The organism is Streptomyces sp. NPDC050423, from assembly GCF_040655445.1.
Taxonomy (GTDB): domain Bacteria; phylum Actinomycetota; class Actinomycetes; order Streptomycetales; family Streptomycetaceae; genus Streptomyces.
In genome coordinates this window covers 26568-40518 of the sequence record NZ_JBFAJY010000005.1, presented here as the reverse complement: position 1 = coordinate 40518, position 13951 = coordinate 26568, and the positions used below count along the sequence as shown (strand labels likewise).

The following is a 13951-nucleotide window of genomic DNA, read 5'->3' as shown; positions in this document are numbered from 1 at the left end:
GGAAGGAATCCTTTCCGGCCGGAGGTGGTGACGATGACCGACGTCGTACTGAGGCTCTCGGCCCGCGATCTGGTTCCCGGCGATCTGGACTCCTGCGGGTGGTCGGGCTCGCCGCTCCACCTGGAGAACATCGCGGGACAGCTGGCACGGGCCCGGCGCGGCGAGGTGGACTACCTGGCGGTGTGTCCGCCGTCGGGCATCCCGGTGGCGATCGGCGGGGTCGACTACGGCGCCCGGGAGGGCGTGGGCACGCTGTGGCGACTAGCGGTCCATCCCGCGCTCCAGTCCTGCGGGATCGGCACGTTCCTGATCGGTGCCGCCGAGCGCCGGATCGCCTCCCGCGGCCTGCGGCGGGCCGAACTCGGCGTGGAGGAGGACAACCCGCGTGCCCGCGCACTGTACGAGCGCCTGGGGTACGTGGCGTACGGCCGGCAGCCCGATTCCTGGGACGAGCCGGCCCCGGACGGCTCGGTTCGCCGTTACGAGACGATGTGTACCCAGATGGCCCGGGACCTCGGCGGGGCCCCGCCGGCCGGATAGACGGCCGACCCTGCTGCGACCCGACCACCGGCACCCCACACCTGGAACCCGGCACTCGGCACTCGGCACTCGGCACTCGGCACTCGGCACTCGGCAGCATTCAGCTCTCGGAGACAGCGCGTTCGTAGGCCAGGGTGAGCTCGGCGAGGACGCCGTCGGCAGGCTGCGGACGGCCTTCGAGGTGCATGGCGCGGAGCTCGCCCCTCCTTCACCCTGGCCGACACCACCTTCCACTTCCTCGACGCGAAGCCGGCCGAGGCCCTGGCACGCGCGAAGGAGGCCGCCGACGGCCGGGACGTGCGCCTCGGTGGCGGGGTCGCCACCATCCGCGAGTTCCTCGATGCTTTCCGATCTGGTCGACACGATGCACATCGCCGTGGCGCCCGTCGACCTGGGTCGGGGCGAACGGCTGTGGGAGAGCCACACCGACCTGCGCGACCGCTTCCACGTCGAGTCGGTGCCGAGCCCCAGCGGAGTCACCCACCTCCTGTTCTGGAGGCGATGACCAGGGGTGACCGGCGATGGCCAGTGGTTGCCGGCGGTAGCCGGCGGTGACGGCCGGCCACTGCCGGGCCGTGAGCCGGCTCAGGGCCCGTCCGGCGGATCACGACCGGGAACGATCACGGGGGCGGGCGTTCGGCGGGGCGGGGGACGATGATGCGGGAATAGCCGTCGGCCCACGCGCCCATTCCTTCAACGCGGCCGCTGACCAGTACGCGGCCGGCCGCCCTTCGTATCCGCCCGCGCTCTTCGACTTCGTCGAACAGTTCACGCGCCGTCCCCTGCCAGGTGCCCGCGTTGCCGATGTAGGTGCGGGCACCGGCATTGCCACCGCCCTGCTGCGTGAGCGCGGAGCTGACGTGATCGGCGTCGAGCCGGGCGACGCCATGGCCGCCACGTTCCACACCCTCCGCCGCCGCCCGATTCACTCCTCCGGATTCGCTCCCGCCGAAGCGGACCGGCGGCTACCCTTCGATCACCAACCGGCTATTGAGGAGCTGGAGATGCCCGGTCGCCCGAGCGCGCGCTGACGTTGCAGGTCGTGATCGACCCGTCATCGCGTGCTGCCTCCGACTCCGTCTGACTCCGCGGCACAGCGAGCCTTTCTCGCCCGATTCGGCGGTGCGCTTCTTCGCGCACCGCCCGGCGAGCGTTGCCCTCCGCAGCTCAAGGGGTCCCCGTGCCGCCCGTGTCTCCAGACAGAACCTCCGACAAACCCCACCCCGCTCCCCCCTGCCGCCCCACTCCGCCGAGTCTGTGGCGGGATGCCGACTTCCGCCGGCTGTGGGTGGGCCAGACCGCCTCCCAGTTCGGGGCGCAGGCCGGTCAGGTGGTCCTGCCGCTCGTCGCTGTGGTGTCTCTCGACGCGGGGGCCGGTCAGCTCGGCGCCCTGCGCGCGGTGGAACAGGCGCCGATCCTGCTGCTCTCGCTGTTCGCCGGCGCCTGGGTGGACCGCAGGCGCTCCCGCACGGTGATGGTCATGGCGGACTGCGGCCGGGCGCTCGCGATGGCAGCGGTTCCCACCGCCTACGTGCTCGGCGCCCTCGGACTGCCCGCACTGCTCGTGGTCGCTCTGCTCGTCGGCGTACTGAGCGTGTTCTTCGACGTGGCGTACCAGGCCTCGCTCGTACGGCTGGTGGCACGCGGCCAGTTGGCGCAGGGCAACAGCGCGTTGGAGGGCAGCAGGTCAGCGGCGCAGATCGGCGGCCCGGCGCTCGGCGGCACGCTGGTGTCGCTGTTCTCGGCACCGCTCGCCACCCTCGCCGGTGCGTTCTTCTTCGTGGTGTCGTCCGTATCGATCTGCCGGATCCGCACACTCGAGCCGCTCCCGGTGCACCCCGAAGGATCTGCTCGCATCCGGCGGCAGATCCACGAAGGTCTCCGCTTCGTCGCCGGCAACAGCTCCTTGCGGGCAGTCGGCCTGGCCTCGGCGCTCTATCAGTTCTCCTTCGCCGCTCTGATGACCGTCTATCTGCTCTACCTCCCCCGCGGACTTCATCTGTCGGGCACGGCCGTCGGCCTGGCGCTCGCGGCGACGGGCCCCGGGGCGGTCGTGGGCTCGCTGCTGGCGGCGAGGCTGCCGGGGAGACTCGGGTTCGGCCCGGTGCTGGTGGCATCGGCGGTACTGGCCGACGGCGTGATGCTCTGCGTACCTGCGCTGCCCGGCTCCACTGCCCTGACACTTCCGGCGCTCATGGGGGTCAACTTCCTTTTCGGTACGTTCAGTCAGCTGGTCAACGTCACGACGATGGCCGTACGCCAGGCCGTCACGCCCCTCCGGATACAGGGCCGGGTCGTGGCGACGATCAACTTCGCCGGCATGGGCCTGACGCCGCTCGGCTCGTTGCTGGGCGGCTTTCTGACCGTTCAGTGGGGGCTGCGTACGAGCCTGTTCCTCACCGCCGCCGCCATGGCGCTGTCCCCGCTGTTCATGGCCCTGTCCCCGCTGGCCCGCCTGGGGAAGTCGCTCCCGGAGGAGCAAAGGCCGGCAGCCGGACAGCCGGGAAGCACCTGACGGCCCAGCAGGAGAGCCACACCTGCGGGCGGCCGCCGGACTCACGCGCCGTCCCACCGGCGATTCAAGCCCGGTTGATCCGGTACACATCGCGCACGCACGCGTTGGCCAGGGTGGCGGCGAGGATGATTCCCGCACACACCAACAGAATGTGCTGACTGGCCCAGTGCTTCGAGGCCACCGCCACCAGCAGGTAAGCGATGGGGACGGCGATGTGTTCGCCCACCGCGTTGAACGCACCGAGCCGCCCCAACTCCTCGTCGCGTACCTGCTGTTGCATGACCGTGGACCAGGAGACGATCGCAACGTCCAGCCCGATCCCGGCGAGAACGGCGGCCATGACCACCCAGGCGAGGGGCAGCTCCAGTCCCAGCGCGGCCAGGGGAAGCATGATGGCCGCGCTGGTCACCACGCAGACCAGCATCAGCCGTCGCGGCTTCCAGGCCAGGCAGAGGAACGTGCCCGCGAGAAGTCCGGCGGCGAAGGCGCCCTGCACCAGCCCCCAGGAACGGGCACCCGCATAGCTGTCGGCCGCCACGAGGGGCCCGAGCACCTGGTAACCGGCCAGCCAGGCCGCCACGACCGCGGTTCCGGCCACGGTGTAGCTCCACAACCAGCTCCGCGAGCGGAACCCGGCCCAGCCCGCACGGAGATCGCCCACCACACCGCGCCCGGTCGGCACGGAGCCGACGAGCCGGAGCCCGAGCAGGAGAAGGGCGGCGGCCACGAACGTACCCGCGTCCCACCCGAGCGCCCAGGCAGGGCCCGAGAACGCCACGACGAATCCGCCGGCGACCGGCCCGATGACCTTGACGGCGTTCCCGGGAACCCGGACCAGCGCATTCGCCTGTTGCAGTTGCTCCTTCGGTACGAGCCGAGTCGCGATCCCCTGGGCAGCGGGCGCGATGAAGGCGGCCGACACCCCGGAGAAGCAGGCACAGACGCTGATCGCGAGTGTCGTCGCCGCACCCGTCGCCACCAGAAATCCGACCGTGGCCTGCGCCAGCCCGGCACCGAGATTCCCGAGGAAGAGGATCCGGCTACGGGACATCCGGTCCGCCAGCACGCCGCCCAGGAGAAGGAAGACCAGGGTGGGCACGGTGTTCGCGGCGAGCACGATCCCGAGCGACCGCGCGCCCCCGCCATGGTCGATCACGGCGAACGCGAGCGCCACGGGCGCCATCGCCGAACCCGACGCGGATACGAGGTGGGCGAGCAGGAATCGGCGAAAGGCCGGTATCCGCAGCGGGGACGCGCCGCGTGCCCCCTGCTCCTGCCGGGCGGTGGTGGTCATGGCCCTCCTGCCGATGGCACCGCATCCCGCCGCCGGGAGAACGACGGAGCGGCGTATCGACAGAATGGCCCAGTGAAGGGCGCGGAGGAGGTGGAGTACGTCGAATACGCCAGGGCTTCACCGGCGCACCGCGCCATCTCGGCCACGATCCGGTGGGCCGCGACGTCCTCAGCTACCTTCCCGGCTGGGTGCCGTCCCGATTCCAGCGGTGAACCCATCCGCAAGTGGCCGCGGCCGGCGCCCTGTTACGGGACCTGCACGACGCCACCCGAGGCAGCGCGCTCGCCGGAGCGCACCCGACGGTCTGCCACCACGATCCCGGAATCACAACAGCCCACCGCGCCGCGTTCACGACGGCACTGCGCCGAGACGTCCGCCGCCGGGCGAAGCAGGCTCCGCTCCGCCCGGCGGACCGTCGAGGCACCCGGGGTCCTCACTCGCGCAGCTCCCCCGGGCTATCCGGCAGCCGTCTCTTCGAGAGCCGTCAGGCACTCTCGACAAAGCGGACGCACCAGGCGTAACCGCTCAGGTTGTCATGCGAGACCCGCCGGACCTCTCTGACCTGGCAGCCGTCGTGCGCATACTTGTGGGCGAACCGGTCGAGGCGCTGCGCGTCGGTGAGATCCTCCATGGACAGCGGTGCTCCGACGACAAGGTCTTCGTGGACTGAGTCCGGCGCGGCACCGTCCGCGCAGGCCGAGCAATGGTGCGTTCTAGGTAGGGCCATACGCCCAGTGTGCCCCTACCTGGGCTGCTCCGACTCCCACAGCCCGATTTGGCCGCTCAATTGAGCGACACGGGTCGGCCCGGCGGATCGTGCGGCGGGCGCCCTGGGCCGGTCCGGTACCCTCCTTCTCGCTCATCTGCGCAGCAGCAGCGAGGTGACCCGCAGCCGGCCGCTGTGGATCCAGACGTCGGAGTACTCCACCGGCCGGCCGTCGGCGAGGTAGGTGACCTGCTGGAGGTACTGCACGGGGTCGCCCTCGCTCAGATCGAGCGCGGCGGCGACGCCCGTGGTGGCGGCCTCGGCGCTGAAGGTGCGGCGGGCCGTGGCGATCTTCAGTCCGTAGGTGTCCTCCAGGACACCGAAAAGACTGGAGGACGTGAAGTCCACCTCCTCGATCCCGGGTGCGAGATCGGTGCGTACGAAGTTGAAGAGCAACGCGACCGGCCCCTGCTCGGTCCTGCGGACCCGCACCAAACGCAGTACCTGGGTACCGGGAGCGACGTCCAGCAGGGCCGCGACGGGCTGCGGCGGAATGATCAGTGAGCACTCCCGCACCGAGGTGGTGGTGACGACGCCCTGACTGGCGAAATCCTCGGACAGAGTGCTCAGCTTCTGGGCGATGGCGGGTTCGATCACCGTCGAGGTGACGAAGGTGCCGCGCCCCCGTACCTGCCGTAGCAGGCCCTCCTCGGTGAGCGTGGTCAGCGCGCGTCGCAGGGTGCCGCGACTGACGCCGAACTCCTGAGCCAGTTCCGGCTCGCTCTTGAGGCGGTAATGCGGCGGCCACTCGCCGCTGGCGATACGCAGTCGGATGTGTTCCGAGACTTGCACGTGGATCGCCGTGGGGACATCCCGCTTGATGCTTGGGAGAACCCCTTTGTCGGCCGTCACAGTGGTCGCATCTCCTCTTTCCGGTTTCACCGGAGGACTGGTGTGGACGGGGAGCCGCACCCCGGCCCCGGTGGGGCGGCCGGGGTACGGCGGTGGTGGCTGGTCAGTAGCTGACGGTCTCCTCGTCACCGGTGTCGGTGATGATCGCCAGGCCGGCGCTGGTCCCGAGCAGGGAGGCACCCGCGCGCAGGAGATCAAGCCCCTGCCGGTAGCTCTTGATCGAACCGGATGCCTTCACCCGGACTCCGTCCCGCGCTCGGTCAACAAGGTAGCGAACGCTGGCCGGGTTCGCTGTCTCGATCTGTCCGCTGCTGGCGTTCTTCAGGAAGGCGACGCCGGCCTCCATGGCGAGTTCGACGGCGGCCTCCTTCTCCTCGTCAGTGAGCAGCGGCAGTTCCAGCATGACCTTAACGGGCAGGCCCGAGGCGCGGACGACGCCGGCGATGTCCTCACGGAAGTCGTCGTAGCGTCCGCTCTTGAGCCAGCCGACCTGGACGCCTATGTCGAGCTGGGTCGCCCCGAGCCGGGCGATCTCGGCGGCCTCGGCGGCCTTTCCTGCGCTGGTCATGACGCCGACGGTCGGGAAGTCCAGGGCGGAGGCCACCTCGATGCCGGTGCCGCTCAGCTCCGCGACCACGACGGGCAGCCAGGAGGCGGGCACCATCGCGGCGTTGAAGCCGTGGGTGACGGCCTCCTGGGCGTGGGCGATCATCTGGTCGCGGGTCGCGTCCGGATCGATCTTGGTGTGCTGGATGTAGGGCGCCATCTCTGCCGGGGTGAGGGTGAGTTCGGCGGGGGTGGCGATGGTCTCGGACATGGGGGTGATCTCCGTAGGGTCGAAAGCGACGGGGGGCCGGCGGATCGGCCGCCGGGTGTTCTCCATGCGGCCCGCCGCGGATTGACGTGAGCCGGCACGGCTCCCGCGGACGGGCCGGGGTGGCTCAGAGCTTGGAGGCGTACTGCTCCGACACGACGACGCCCTCTCCACCGAACCACCGGGGGGCGTCGACACCGCAGTACAGGCCGATGTTGCCCCAGGGCTCGAAGGCTCCGGTGCGTACGACGGCCTTGGCCTGCCGGGCCAGGTCTCCGAGCACCTCCGCGTGCGGACGGGTGGTGAACTCGGCGTCGGCGAAGCGTTCGTGCAGCCAGGTGTCGAGCCGGGGGTTGTGGGTGGGGACGTCCTCGGCCCGGACCACGCCCTCGACGACGAGTTCGTCGGCGATCAGGCCGAGCACCGTCCGCAGGTCGGGCAGGTTCTCGGCGAGGGCGAGGTCGATACGGTGCGTGTCGCGCGGCACGGGGAAGCCCGCGTCCACGACGAGCAGCAGGTCGGTGTGGCCGAGCGTGGCCAGGACCCCGCTCAGTTCGGCGTTGAGGATGCCGGAGCGTTTCATGGTCGAATTCCTTTCAGCAGGGGCGGTCGTGGCCCGGTGGCCATCTGATGTCGGGGGCCGGGGCTCTCGGGTGCGGTGTCCCCGGACGGCTCGTCTCAGGCCGCGGACGGCACCGCACCGGTGGCGAGGGTCATGACGGATTCCTCGGTGGCCTCGGCGGTGTCGACGACGGCCACCAGGCGGCCCTCGCTCATCACCGCGATCCGGTCGGTCAGGGTGAGCAGTTCGGGCAGATCGGAGGAGGAGCAGAGGATCGCCAGGCCCTTCTCCGCGAGCGCGGACAGCTGCGCGTAGATCTCCGCCTTCGCGCCGATGTCCACGCCGCGCGTGGGCTCGTCGAGGATCAGCACCCCCGGGTTGATCGCCAGCCAGCGTCCCAGCACGGCCTTCTGCTGGTTGCCGCCGGACAGGCTGGTGATGGGCTGGCTCATGGTGGCCGTCTTCACCCTCAGCCGCTGCGCCTGCTCGGTCGCGGCCGAGTCGAACGCGCGGCGGCGCACGAGGCCGAGCCGGCTGAACGTCTTCGTGGTGAGCACGCCGATGTTCTCGCCGACACTCATGGTGGTGAGCAGGCCCTGGGCGCGGCGCTCACCGGGGACGAACGCCAGTCGGCGTTCGACGCTGGCGATGGGGTTGCGCTGTTCGTAGGGCTCGCCCAGCAGTTCGACGGTGCCGCCGGTGCCGGGGTCCCCTCCGAAGAGGTTGTGCAGCAGTTCCACCCGGCCGGAGTCGGGCAGTCCGGCCACGCCGAGGATTTCACCGGGGCGCAGGTCGAAGGTGACACCGCGGTGTCGTCTGCCGCTCAGTTCCCTCACCTTCAGGGCAGGCTCGGCGGCCGGTCCGGTCTCACGCACCGCGCGGCGGGTGAACTGGCCCAGTTCGCGGCCGACCATCGCGGCCACCGCCTGATCGGGGGTGGTGTCAGCGCTGCGCCAGCCGGCGACGTGGGCGCCGTCGCGCAGCACCTGGATGTGGTCGGCCAGGCGGAAGACCTCGGGCATACGGTGCGAGACGTAGAGCATGGTCGTCCCGCCCTTCTTGAGATTGTCCATCAGGCTGAACAGCCGGTCGGCCTCGGCCGGGGTGAGCATCGCCGTCGGTTCGTCCAGGATCAGCAGGCGGCAGCCCCGGGCGATGGAGCGGGCCACCACGATGAGCTGCTGGGTGGCCAGGTCCAGAGTGCGGACGGAGGCGTTCGGGTCCAGGCTGAGGTCCAGTTCGGCGAGGAGCTCGGTGGTGCGCTCCAGCATGCGGCGCCGCGAGGGGAACCAGCGGTTGCCCGGCTCGACGCCGCTGAGCACGTTCTCCGCCACGGTGCGGTCGGGCAGCAGCGACAGTTCCTGGGGGACGATCGCGACTCCGTGCCGGTCGAGCATCGTGCTCGGCTCGAAGGAGGTGACCTCGTCGCCGAAGACGGTGACGCTGCCTTCGCTGGGGGGCTGGAGTCCCGCCAGGATCTTCAGCAGGGTCGACTTGCCGGCTCCGTTCTCCCCCAGCAGTGCGGTGATATCGCCCGCGGGGACGTCGAAGGAGACGTCGTGCAGGGCGCGGACCGGGCCGAAGTTACGGGAGAGTCCGCGGACACGGACGGCCTGGCCGGCGGCGCCCGGGTCCTCGGGGCGGGCCGGGCCCCCCGGGGAGGCGTCTCGGGGTGCGGTGGTCATCAGTCCTCCAGCGTCGCGTCGGCGAGGTTGTCGCGGGTGATGAACTCCGCGCCGGTGTCCACGCCCTTGATCTCGGTGCCCTTGGAGAGGAAGTCGTGCAGCACCTTCACCGCCTGGTAGCCCTGTTCGGACGGGTTCTGGCTGATGGTGAAGTTCAGGACCCCGCGGCTGATGTACTCGGCCGTCTGGGTGAGCAGGTCGAAGCCGCCCATCGTGATGTCGTCCGCCTGGCCGGACTGGGCGACCCACTTGGCGGCGGCCGTGGTCGAACAGCAGTCCAGACCCGCGATGGCGACGACGCCGGACTGGCCGGACATGGTGGACTCGACGGTGTTGTAGGCGGAGCTGGGTTCGTTGCCGACGTTCACCGGTCCGACGATCTTCAGGCCGCTTCCGTCCAGGCCCTCCTTGAAGCCGTTGAAGCGATCGTGCGACCAGCCGGCACCGGTGTCGACGGAGAAGACCACCACGGACTTGCCCTTGACGTCCCCGTTCAGGTTCTTGCGGAGCGCTTCGGCCTGGGACTTGCCGGAGCCCTTGAGGTCCTGGCCGACGAAGCCCATCTGCTGGGAGTCGGGGTTGTCGGTGTTGAACGAGACGATCGGGATGCCGGCCTTGTGGGCCTGGCTGATGACCGGCTTGAGCGCGTCGCTGGAGGCGGAGGAGACGGCGAGCCCGTCCACGGCCTTCTGCTGGATGAGCGTCTGGATCTCGGAGACCTGCTTGGCGGCGTCGCCACCGGTGGGACCGATGAGGGAGACGTCGGCCCCGAGCTCCTTGCCGGCCCGCTTCATGCCCGAGCTGATCGGTGTGGCGAAGGCGAGGGACGGGTCGTGGTAGCTCAGCTTGATGCGCATCGGCTTGTCGTCGTCGATCCGCTGCTGGATGTACGAGGCGATCTTGAAGGAGCCGTCGTCGGAGCCGGTGGCGTCGTCGGCGGTGATGGCGCCGCACGCGGTGAGGGCGAGGGCCGCGGCGGCGGCTGTCGCGGCGCTGAGGGATCTGAGGAGGATACGCGGGGACATCGTGACTCCTTCGTCATGTCCGTGGGACGGGGAAGTGCGGAGGTGGGGCGGCGGTGACCGGCTCTCGGGGGCGGCGGCACCGGCGGGGCGGGCACCCGTCTCAGGGCGGGCACCCGTCTCAGGGGCGTACTCAGGCGCGGCTCTTGCGCTTTCGCTGCCAGGTGTCGGCCGCGACCGCGGCGACGATGACGAGACCGGTGACCACGGTCTGCCAGAAGGAGGAGATCCCCTTGATGTTGAGGATGTTCTGCAGCAGACCGATGAAGGCGACGCCGATGACGGTGCCCCACATGGTGCCCGAGCCGCCGAAGAGTGCGGCACCGCCGATGATCACGGCGGAGATGACGGTGAGTTCCAGTCCCTGGCCGGTCACGCCCTGCACATAGGAGAGGAAGGACAGGCCGAGGACTCCCGCGAGTCCCGCGGTGAAGCCGGAGAGGACGAAGGCGGTGAGCTTGACCCGCTTGACGTTGACGCCGACGAGCCGGGCCGCCTCCTGGTTGCCGCCGACCGCGTAGGTGTTGAAGCCGAAGCGCGAACGAGCCAGCAGGACCACACCGACCGCGGCTACGGCCGCGAAGAAGACGAACTGCATGGGCACCAGGCCGAACAGCCGTCCCTGGCCGAGGAGGTTGAAGTCCGCAACGCCGGACTGGGAGGAGCTCAGCGAGATCGGGGCGCCGTCAGAGATGAGCAGGGCGATACCGCGGAAGACGCTGAGCGTACCCAGGGTGACGATGAAGGACGGTACGCCCAGCACCACCACGGCCAGCCCGTTGAGGAGCCCGGCCAGGGCTCCCACCGCCAGTCCGACGAGCATGGCCGTGGGCCAGTTCCAGCCGTCCGAGATGAGCATTCCGGTGGAGATCGCGGACAGCGCGTAGGTGGAGCCGACCGAGAGGTCGATCTCCCCGTTGAGGATGACGAAGGTCGCCCCGACGGCCATGATCCCGATCTGCGCGATCTGCTGGCCCACCGAGAGCAGGTTGTCGGACTGGGCGAAGCTCGGCGAGAGCACGGTGCCCAGCAGGAAGAGCAGGACGAGCGCGGCGAACACACCGGCCTCACGCGCGTGCAGCATCCGGCGCAGGGCGAGCGGGAACTGCCGGGCGGACTCACCGGGCGATGGCGCCCCGGTGGTCGGCGGCTTGGAGACTGTCGAGGTCACGAGGCGTTTCCAATCAGGGCGTGCAGCTGGTCTCTGCTGGGGAGGGCGGGTACGACGCCCGCGATCGACACGGTGTGGGAGCCCGCGACGGCGGCGAACTCCACGGCCCGGTCGACGGGTTGCCCCTCGGCCAGCGCGACGGCGAACGCGGCGGTGAAGGAGTCGCCCGCCCCCGTGGTGTCGACCACGGTCCGGGCCGGGTGAGGCGGTACACGGGTGATCCCGGAAGTTTGGGCGACCAGTGCACCCTCACCACCCCGGGTGATGACGACGATGCCCCCGGTGCGCTCGTGCAGCGCGCGGGCCAGTTCCTCGTCGCCGAGGCTGTGCCCCTCATCGAGGCCCAGGATGACGGGTGCCTCTGTCTGGTTGGGCGTGAGTACGTCGATGAGCGGCCAGCACTCATCCGGGAGCGGCCGGGCGGGCGCCGGGTTGAGCAGGGTCCGCGTGCCGGATTCGCGGCCGGCACGGAGCGCGGCGACCACGGCTTCCTCGGGGATCTCCATCGAGACGACCAGGATGTCGGCGGAGGCGATCTCGGCACGGAAGGACTCGACAGCGGCGGCGTCCAGTTCGTCCAGGGCGCCCGGGGCGATGGCGATGCGATTCTCCCCGGACGGCTCGACCAGGATGAACCCGACCATGGTGGGCGCCCCCGCGGTCAGTACATGCCCGGCTCCGACTCCCTCACGCCGCCACAGCTCCCGTGCGGACCTTCCGAACTCGTCGTCGCCCACAGCGGTGAGCAGGGAGACCTCGGCCCCCAGCCGGGCGGCGCCGATGGCCTGATTACTGCCCTTGCCGCCGGCACCCGGATCGAACAGACCGCCCGAGACGGTCTCGCCCGCCGCAGGGGCCTTGGGCACCCGCATGGTGAGGCCGGCTCCATAACTTCCGACAACTGCGATCTTCATCGACACACCGCTTTGTGTATGGACAACCATGGACAAGCCAGAGCCTATGTATAGGGATGTCCATAGTCAACGGTCGGACGGAAGCCGAATGTCGGACATCGCCACCCGAGAGTAAGCAGCCCCGCCCGCCGCCCCGCGGAACTCCTCGGAGGCCCGCGTCACCGGGCGTGCCGTCGCGGGCCCCTCCGCTCCGCTACCGGGGCGGGCCGTGCCCGGCGCGATGCGGACGGGGGAACCCGGGGTGAAACAGGAGTGCTGGGCCTACTGGCCGGCGCACCTCTGATTCGTACGGTGGCGAACCACGCAAGCCCGCGACTCGGAGCTCAAAAGGGAGCTCGATGCCATCCTGCACGCCCGCAGCGAGCCGGGGCGGAGTACGAGTCCGCCCTCGTCCGGCGCCATCTCGCGGAACAGCGCGTCGTCGTCGCCCGGGGCGCCTGGTCATCACAGCCGTCCATGAGCAACTTCGGTGAACGGTTCGGCTTCGGAGCCTTCTCACCGGGCCCCGGCGGTCCCGCTGTCGACGATCGGCGATCGGCGCCGCCAACGTCGGTATCGAGGGCCTCGTCGTCGCCTGGGCCGGCGTCGCCACCGTCAACTCCGTGTACGCGGACCGGAACTGGCCGTGGTTCCGGGACCTCGCCGAGCGCCGGAAGTCCGACTGGAAGGACCGGCCAGGCCGCTCCCGGCGAACTCTGCTCCCGCCCACCGCGCCCCGTCCGGCGCGTGGTCCAGCGCCGGGGCACCGACAACAACCGGTGCCCGCACAGGAGTTCTTGGTCGATCCAACGAGCGACTACGCCCTACCGTCGCCGCCAGGCCGGCAGTCGCCCCTTTTCCGCCTCTTGCGTAACGGAGTAGCCAGGTACGGATGGCCACCGAACCGTCAGTACTACCGATTCCTCTTCCGCGAACCAAGAGTGGTCGACTCCGTGGCCCCGGACGACGTAATCGCCCTGCCGTGCCAAAAGCACACTGCGTCCAGGAAGCCGGACATGGAAGCGACCGCTGATGAGCACCGGAAGAGCTGTGCGTTCCTCGCCCCTCACCCACTGCATACGCTCGTCGCCACGCGGGTGAACGCCCCATTTGACCTCCACAGCCTCACTGTGGCGAGGGTCCGCGGCGTCCTTGAAGTGACCGAGCAGCCATCCCCGGTCCAGTGCCGCGTCCTCGCCCGCATGGCCCACGTACACGCTGTCGTTCATGAATCCGGACGCTAGCAGCCGCCCGTTCCGCCGATCACAGAAGCTTGACCAGCACCTTTACAACGGCCCCCGAGTTTGTTCTTCGACGTTGGGCCGCTGCCGGTTGTCCACCGGTGGCAGAAATTGCGATGCGTGCCGGCAGCGCGTTGGTCAGACTCGCGGACATGACTGAGAAGATCACCCGCATCAACCCCGAGCAGTTGCATAAAACGCCTGGCTACCACCACGTCACCGTGGTGGAGCCCGGCCGCACCGCCTACCTTGCAGGGCAGTGTCCGCTTGACGGAAACGGCGACCTCGTCGGTTCCGGCTCTCTTGAGGCGCAGATCGACCAGGTCGCGGCGAACGCGTTCGCCGCCCTCGCGGCCGTGGGCGCCCAGCCCCGACATGTGGTGCGGTCAGTGATCTACGTGCGGAGCGATGACAGGGACGTTCTGGGAGCCGCGTGGCAGCAGCTCACCAAATCTGCCATCAGCCAGGCGTTCACAACCGCCAGCACTCTCCTGGGCGTCGCCCAGTTGGGCTTTTCCGGACAACTCGTCGAGGTGGATCTCACCGTGGCACTGCCTGACTGAGGCTGTTCGCCGCCAGGCCCCATGTGCTCCGAC

General features: G+C 69.9%; 14 protein-coding genes and 2 pseudogenes. 7 read left to right on the top strand and 9 right to left on the bottom strand.

Going from position 1 to position 13951, the window contains the following annotated elements; all coding sequences use genetic code 11:
* Positions 1 to 33: 33 nt before the first annotated feature.
* The 4 genes and pseudogenes from AB0I52_RS05655 (at position 34) to AB0I52_RS05640 (ending at position 3055) form a co-directional block, all read left to right on the top strand.
* Positions 34 to 540, top strand: coding sequence for a GNAT family N-acetyltransferase (locus AB0I52_RS05655; protein ID WP_363069220.1), 507 nt, complete (start codon positions 34 to 36; stop codon positions 538 to 540).
* Between the two features lie 198 nt (positions 541 to 738).
* Positions 739 to 1045 (top strand): annotated as a pseudogene (locus tag AB0I52_RS05650) (dihydrofolate reductase family protein); the annotation flags it as partial.
* Between the two features lie 160 nt (positions 1046 to 1205).
* Entirely contained in the window at positions 1206 to 1571 is a 366-nt protein-coding gene (locus tag AB0I52_RS05645; RefSeq protein ID WP_363069504.1) for a methyltransferase domain-containing protein, read from the top strand.
* A gap of 158 nt (positions 1572 to 1729) precedes the next feature.
* Positions 1730 to 3055, top strand: a complete 1326-nt coding sequence (locus AB0I52_RS05640; protein ID WP_363069218.1) for an MFS transporter — start codon at positions 1730 to 1732, stop codon at positions 3053 to 3055.
* Between the two features lie 64 nt (positions 3056 to 3119).
* Here AB0I52_RS05640 and AB0I52_RS05635 read toward each other — a convergent pair whose 3' ends face one another.
* Positions 3120 to 4349, bottom strand: coding sequence for an MFS transporter (locus AB0I52_RS05635; protein ID WP_363069217.1), 1230 nt, complete (start codon positions 4347 to 4349; stop codon positions 3120 to 3122).
* A 535-nt stretch (positions 4350 to 4884) separates the two neighbouring features.
* Here AB0I52_RS05635 and AB0I52_RS05630 point away from each other — a divergent pair.
* Positions 4885 to 5019 carry a hypothetical protein gene (locus tag AB0I52_RS05630; protein WP_363069216.1) on the top strand — a complete coding sequence of 45 codons (135 nt, stop codon included), beginning with the start codon at positions 4885 to 4887 and terminating at the stop codon, positions 5017 to 5019.
* Between the two features lie 189 nt (positions 5020 to 5208).
* On the opposite strand, the gene AB0I52_RS05625 is transcribed toward AB0I52_RS05630, so the two are convergent.
* The 7 genes from AB0I52_RS05625 to AB0I52_RS05595 form a co-directional block, all read right to left on the bottom strand.
* Entirely contained in the window at positions 5209 to 5967 is a 759-nt protein-coding gene (locus AB0I52_RS05625; protein WP_363069214.1) for a GntR family transcriptional regulator, read from the bottom strand.
* A gap of 103 nt (positions 5968 to 6070) precedes the next feature.
* The gene (gene deoC, locus AB0I52_RS05620) at positions 6071 to 6784 is read right to left on the bottom strand and encodes a deoxyribose-phosphate aldolase (protein WP_363069212.1); all 714 of its coding nucleotides are present in this window, start codon (positions 6782 to 6784) and stop codon (positions 6071 to 6073) included.
* A 124-nt stretch (positions 6785 to 6908) separates the two neighbouring features.
* On the bottom strand, positions 6909 to 7364 hold the full coding sequence (gene rbsD, locus AB0I52_RS05615) for a D-ribose pyranase (protein WP_362958702.1): 456 nt from the start codon (positions 7362 to 7364) through the stop codon (positions 6909 to 6911).
* 95 nt (positions 7365 to 7459) lie between these two features.
* Complete coding sequence (locus AB0I52_RS05610) at positions 7460 to 9028, bottom strand: sugar ABC transporter ATP-binding protein (RefSeq protein WP_363069210.1); 1569 nt, start codon at positions 9026 to 9028, stop codon at positions 7460 to 7462.
* Positions 9028 to 10053 carry a substrate-binding domain-containing protein gene (locus tag AB0I52_RS05605; RefSeq protein ID WP_363069208.1) on the bottom strand — a complete coding sequence of 342 codons (1026 nt, stop codon included), beginning with the start codon at positions 10051 to 10053 and terminating at the stop codon, positions 9028 to 9030. Before AB0I52_RS05605 ends, AB0I52_RS05610 begins: the two co-directional genes overlap by 1 nt.
* A gap of 130 nt (positions 10054 to 10183) precedes the next feature.
* Complete coding sequence (locus tag AB0I52_RS05600; protein WP_362958693.1) at positions 10184 to 11221, bottom strand: ABC transporter permease; 1038 nt, start codon at positions 11219 to 11221, stop codon at positions 10184 to 10186.
* Positions 11218 to 12135: a ribokinase gene (locus AB0I52_RS05595; protein ID WP_363069206.1), complete on the bottom strand. Its 918-nt coding sequence runs from the start codon at positions 12133 to 12135 to the stop codon at positions 11218 to 11220. The genes AB0I52_RS05600 and AB0I52_RS05595 overlap by 4 nt, the downstream gene beginning before the upstream one ends.
* A 343-nt stretch (positions 12136 to 12478) precedes the next feature.
* Between AB0I52_RS05595 and AB0I52_RS05590 the strand changes: the two are divergent.
* Positions 12479 to 12737 (top strand): annotated as a pseudogene (locus AB0I52_RS05590) (hypothetical protein); the annotation flags it as partial.
* A gap of 201 nt (positions 12738 to 12938) precedes the next feature.
* On the opposite strand, the gene AB0I52_RS05585 reads toward AB0I52_RS05590, so the two are convergent.
* Positions 12939 to 13343: a signal peptidase I gene (locus AB0I52_RS05585; protein WP_363069204.1), complete on the bottom strand. Its 405-nt coding sequence runs from the start codon at positions 13341 to 13343 to the stop codon at positions 12939 to 12941.
* A 164-nt stretch (positions 13344 to 13507) separates the two neighbouring features.
* Here AB0I52_RS05585 and AB0I52_RS05580 point away from each other — a divergent pair, with 164 nt between their 5' ends.
* Positions 13508 to 13918, top strand: a complete 411-nt coding sequence (locus AB0I52_RS05580; protein WP_362958686.1) for a Rid family hydrolase — start codon at positions 13508 to 13510, stop codon at positions 13916 to 13918.
* The last annotated feature ends 33 nt before the right edge of the window (positions 13919 to 13951 follow it).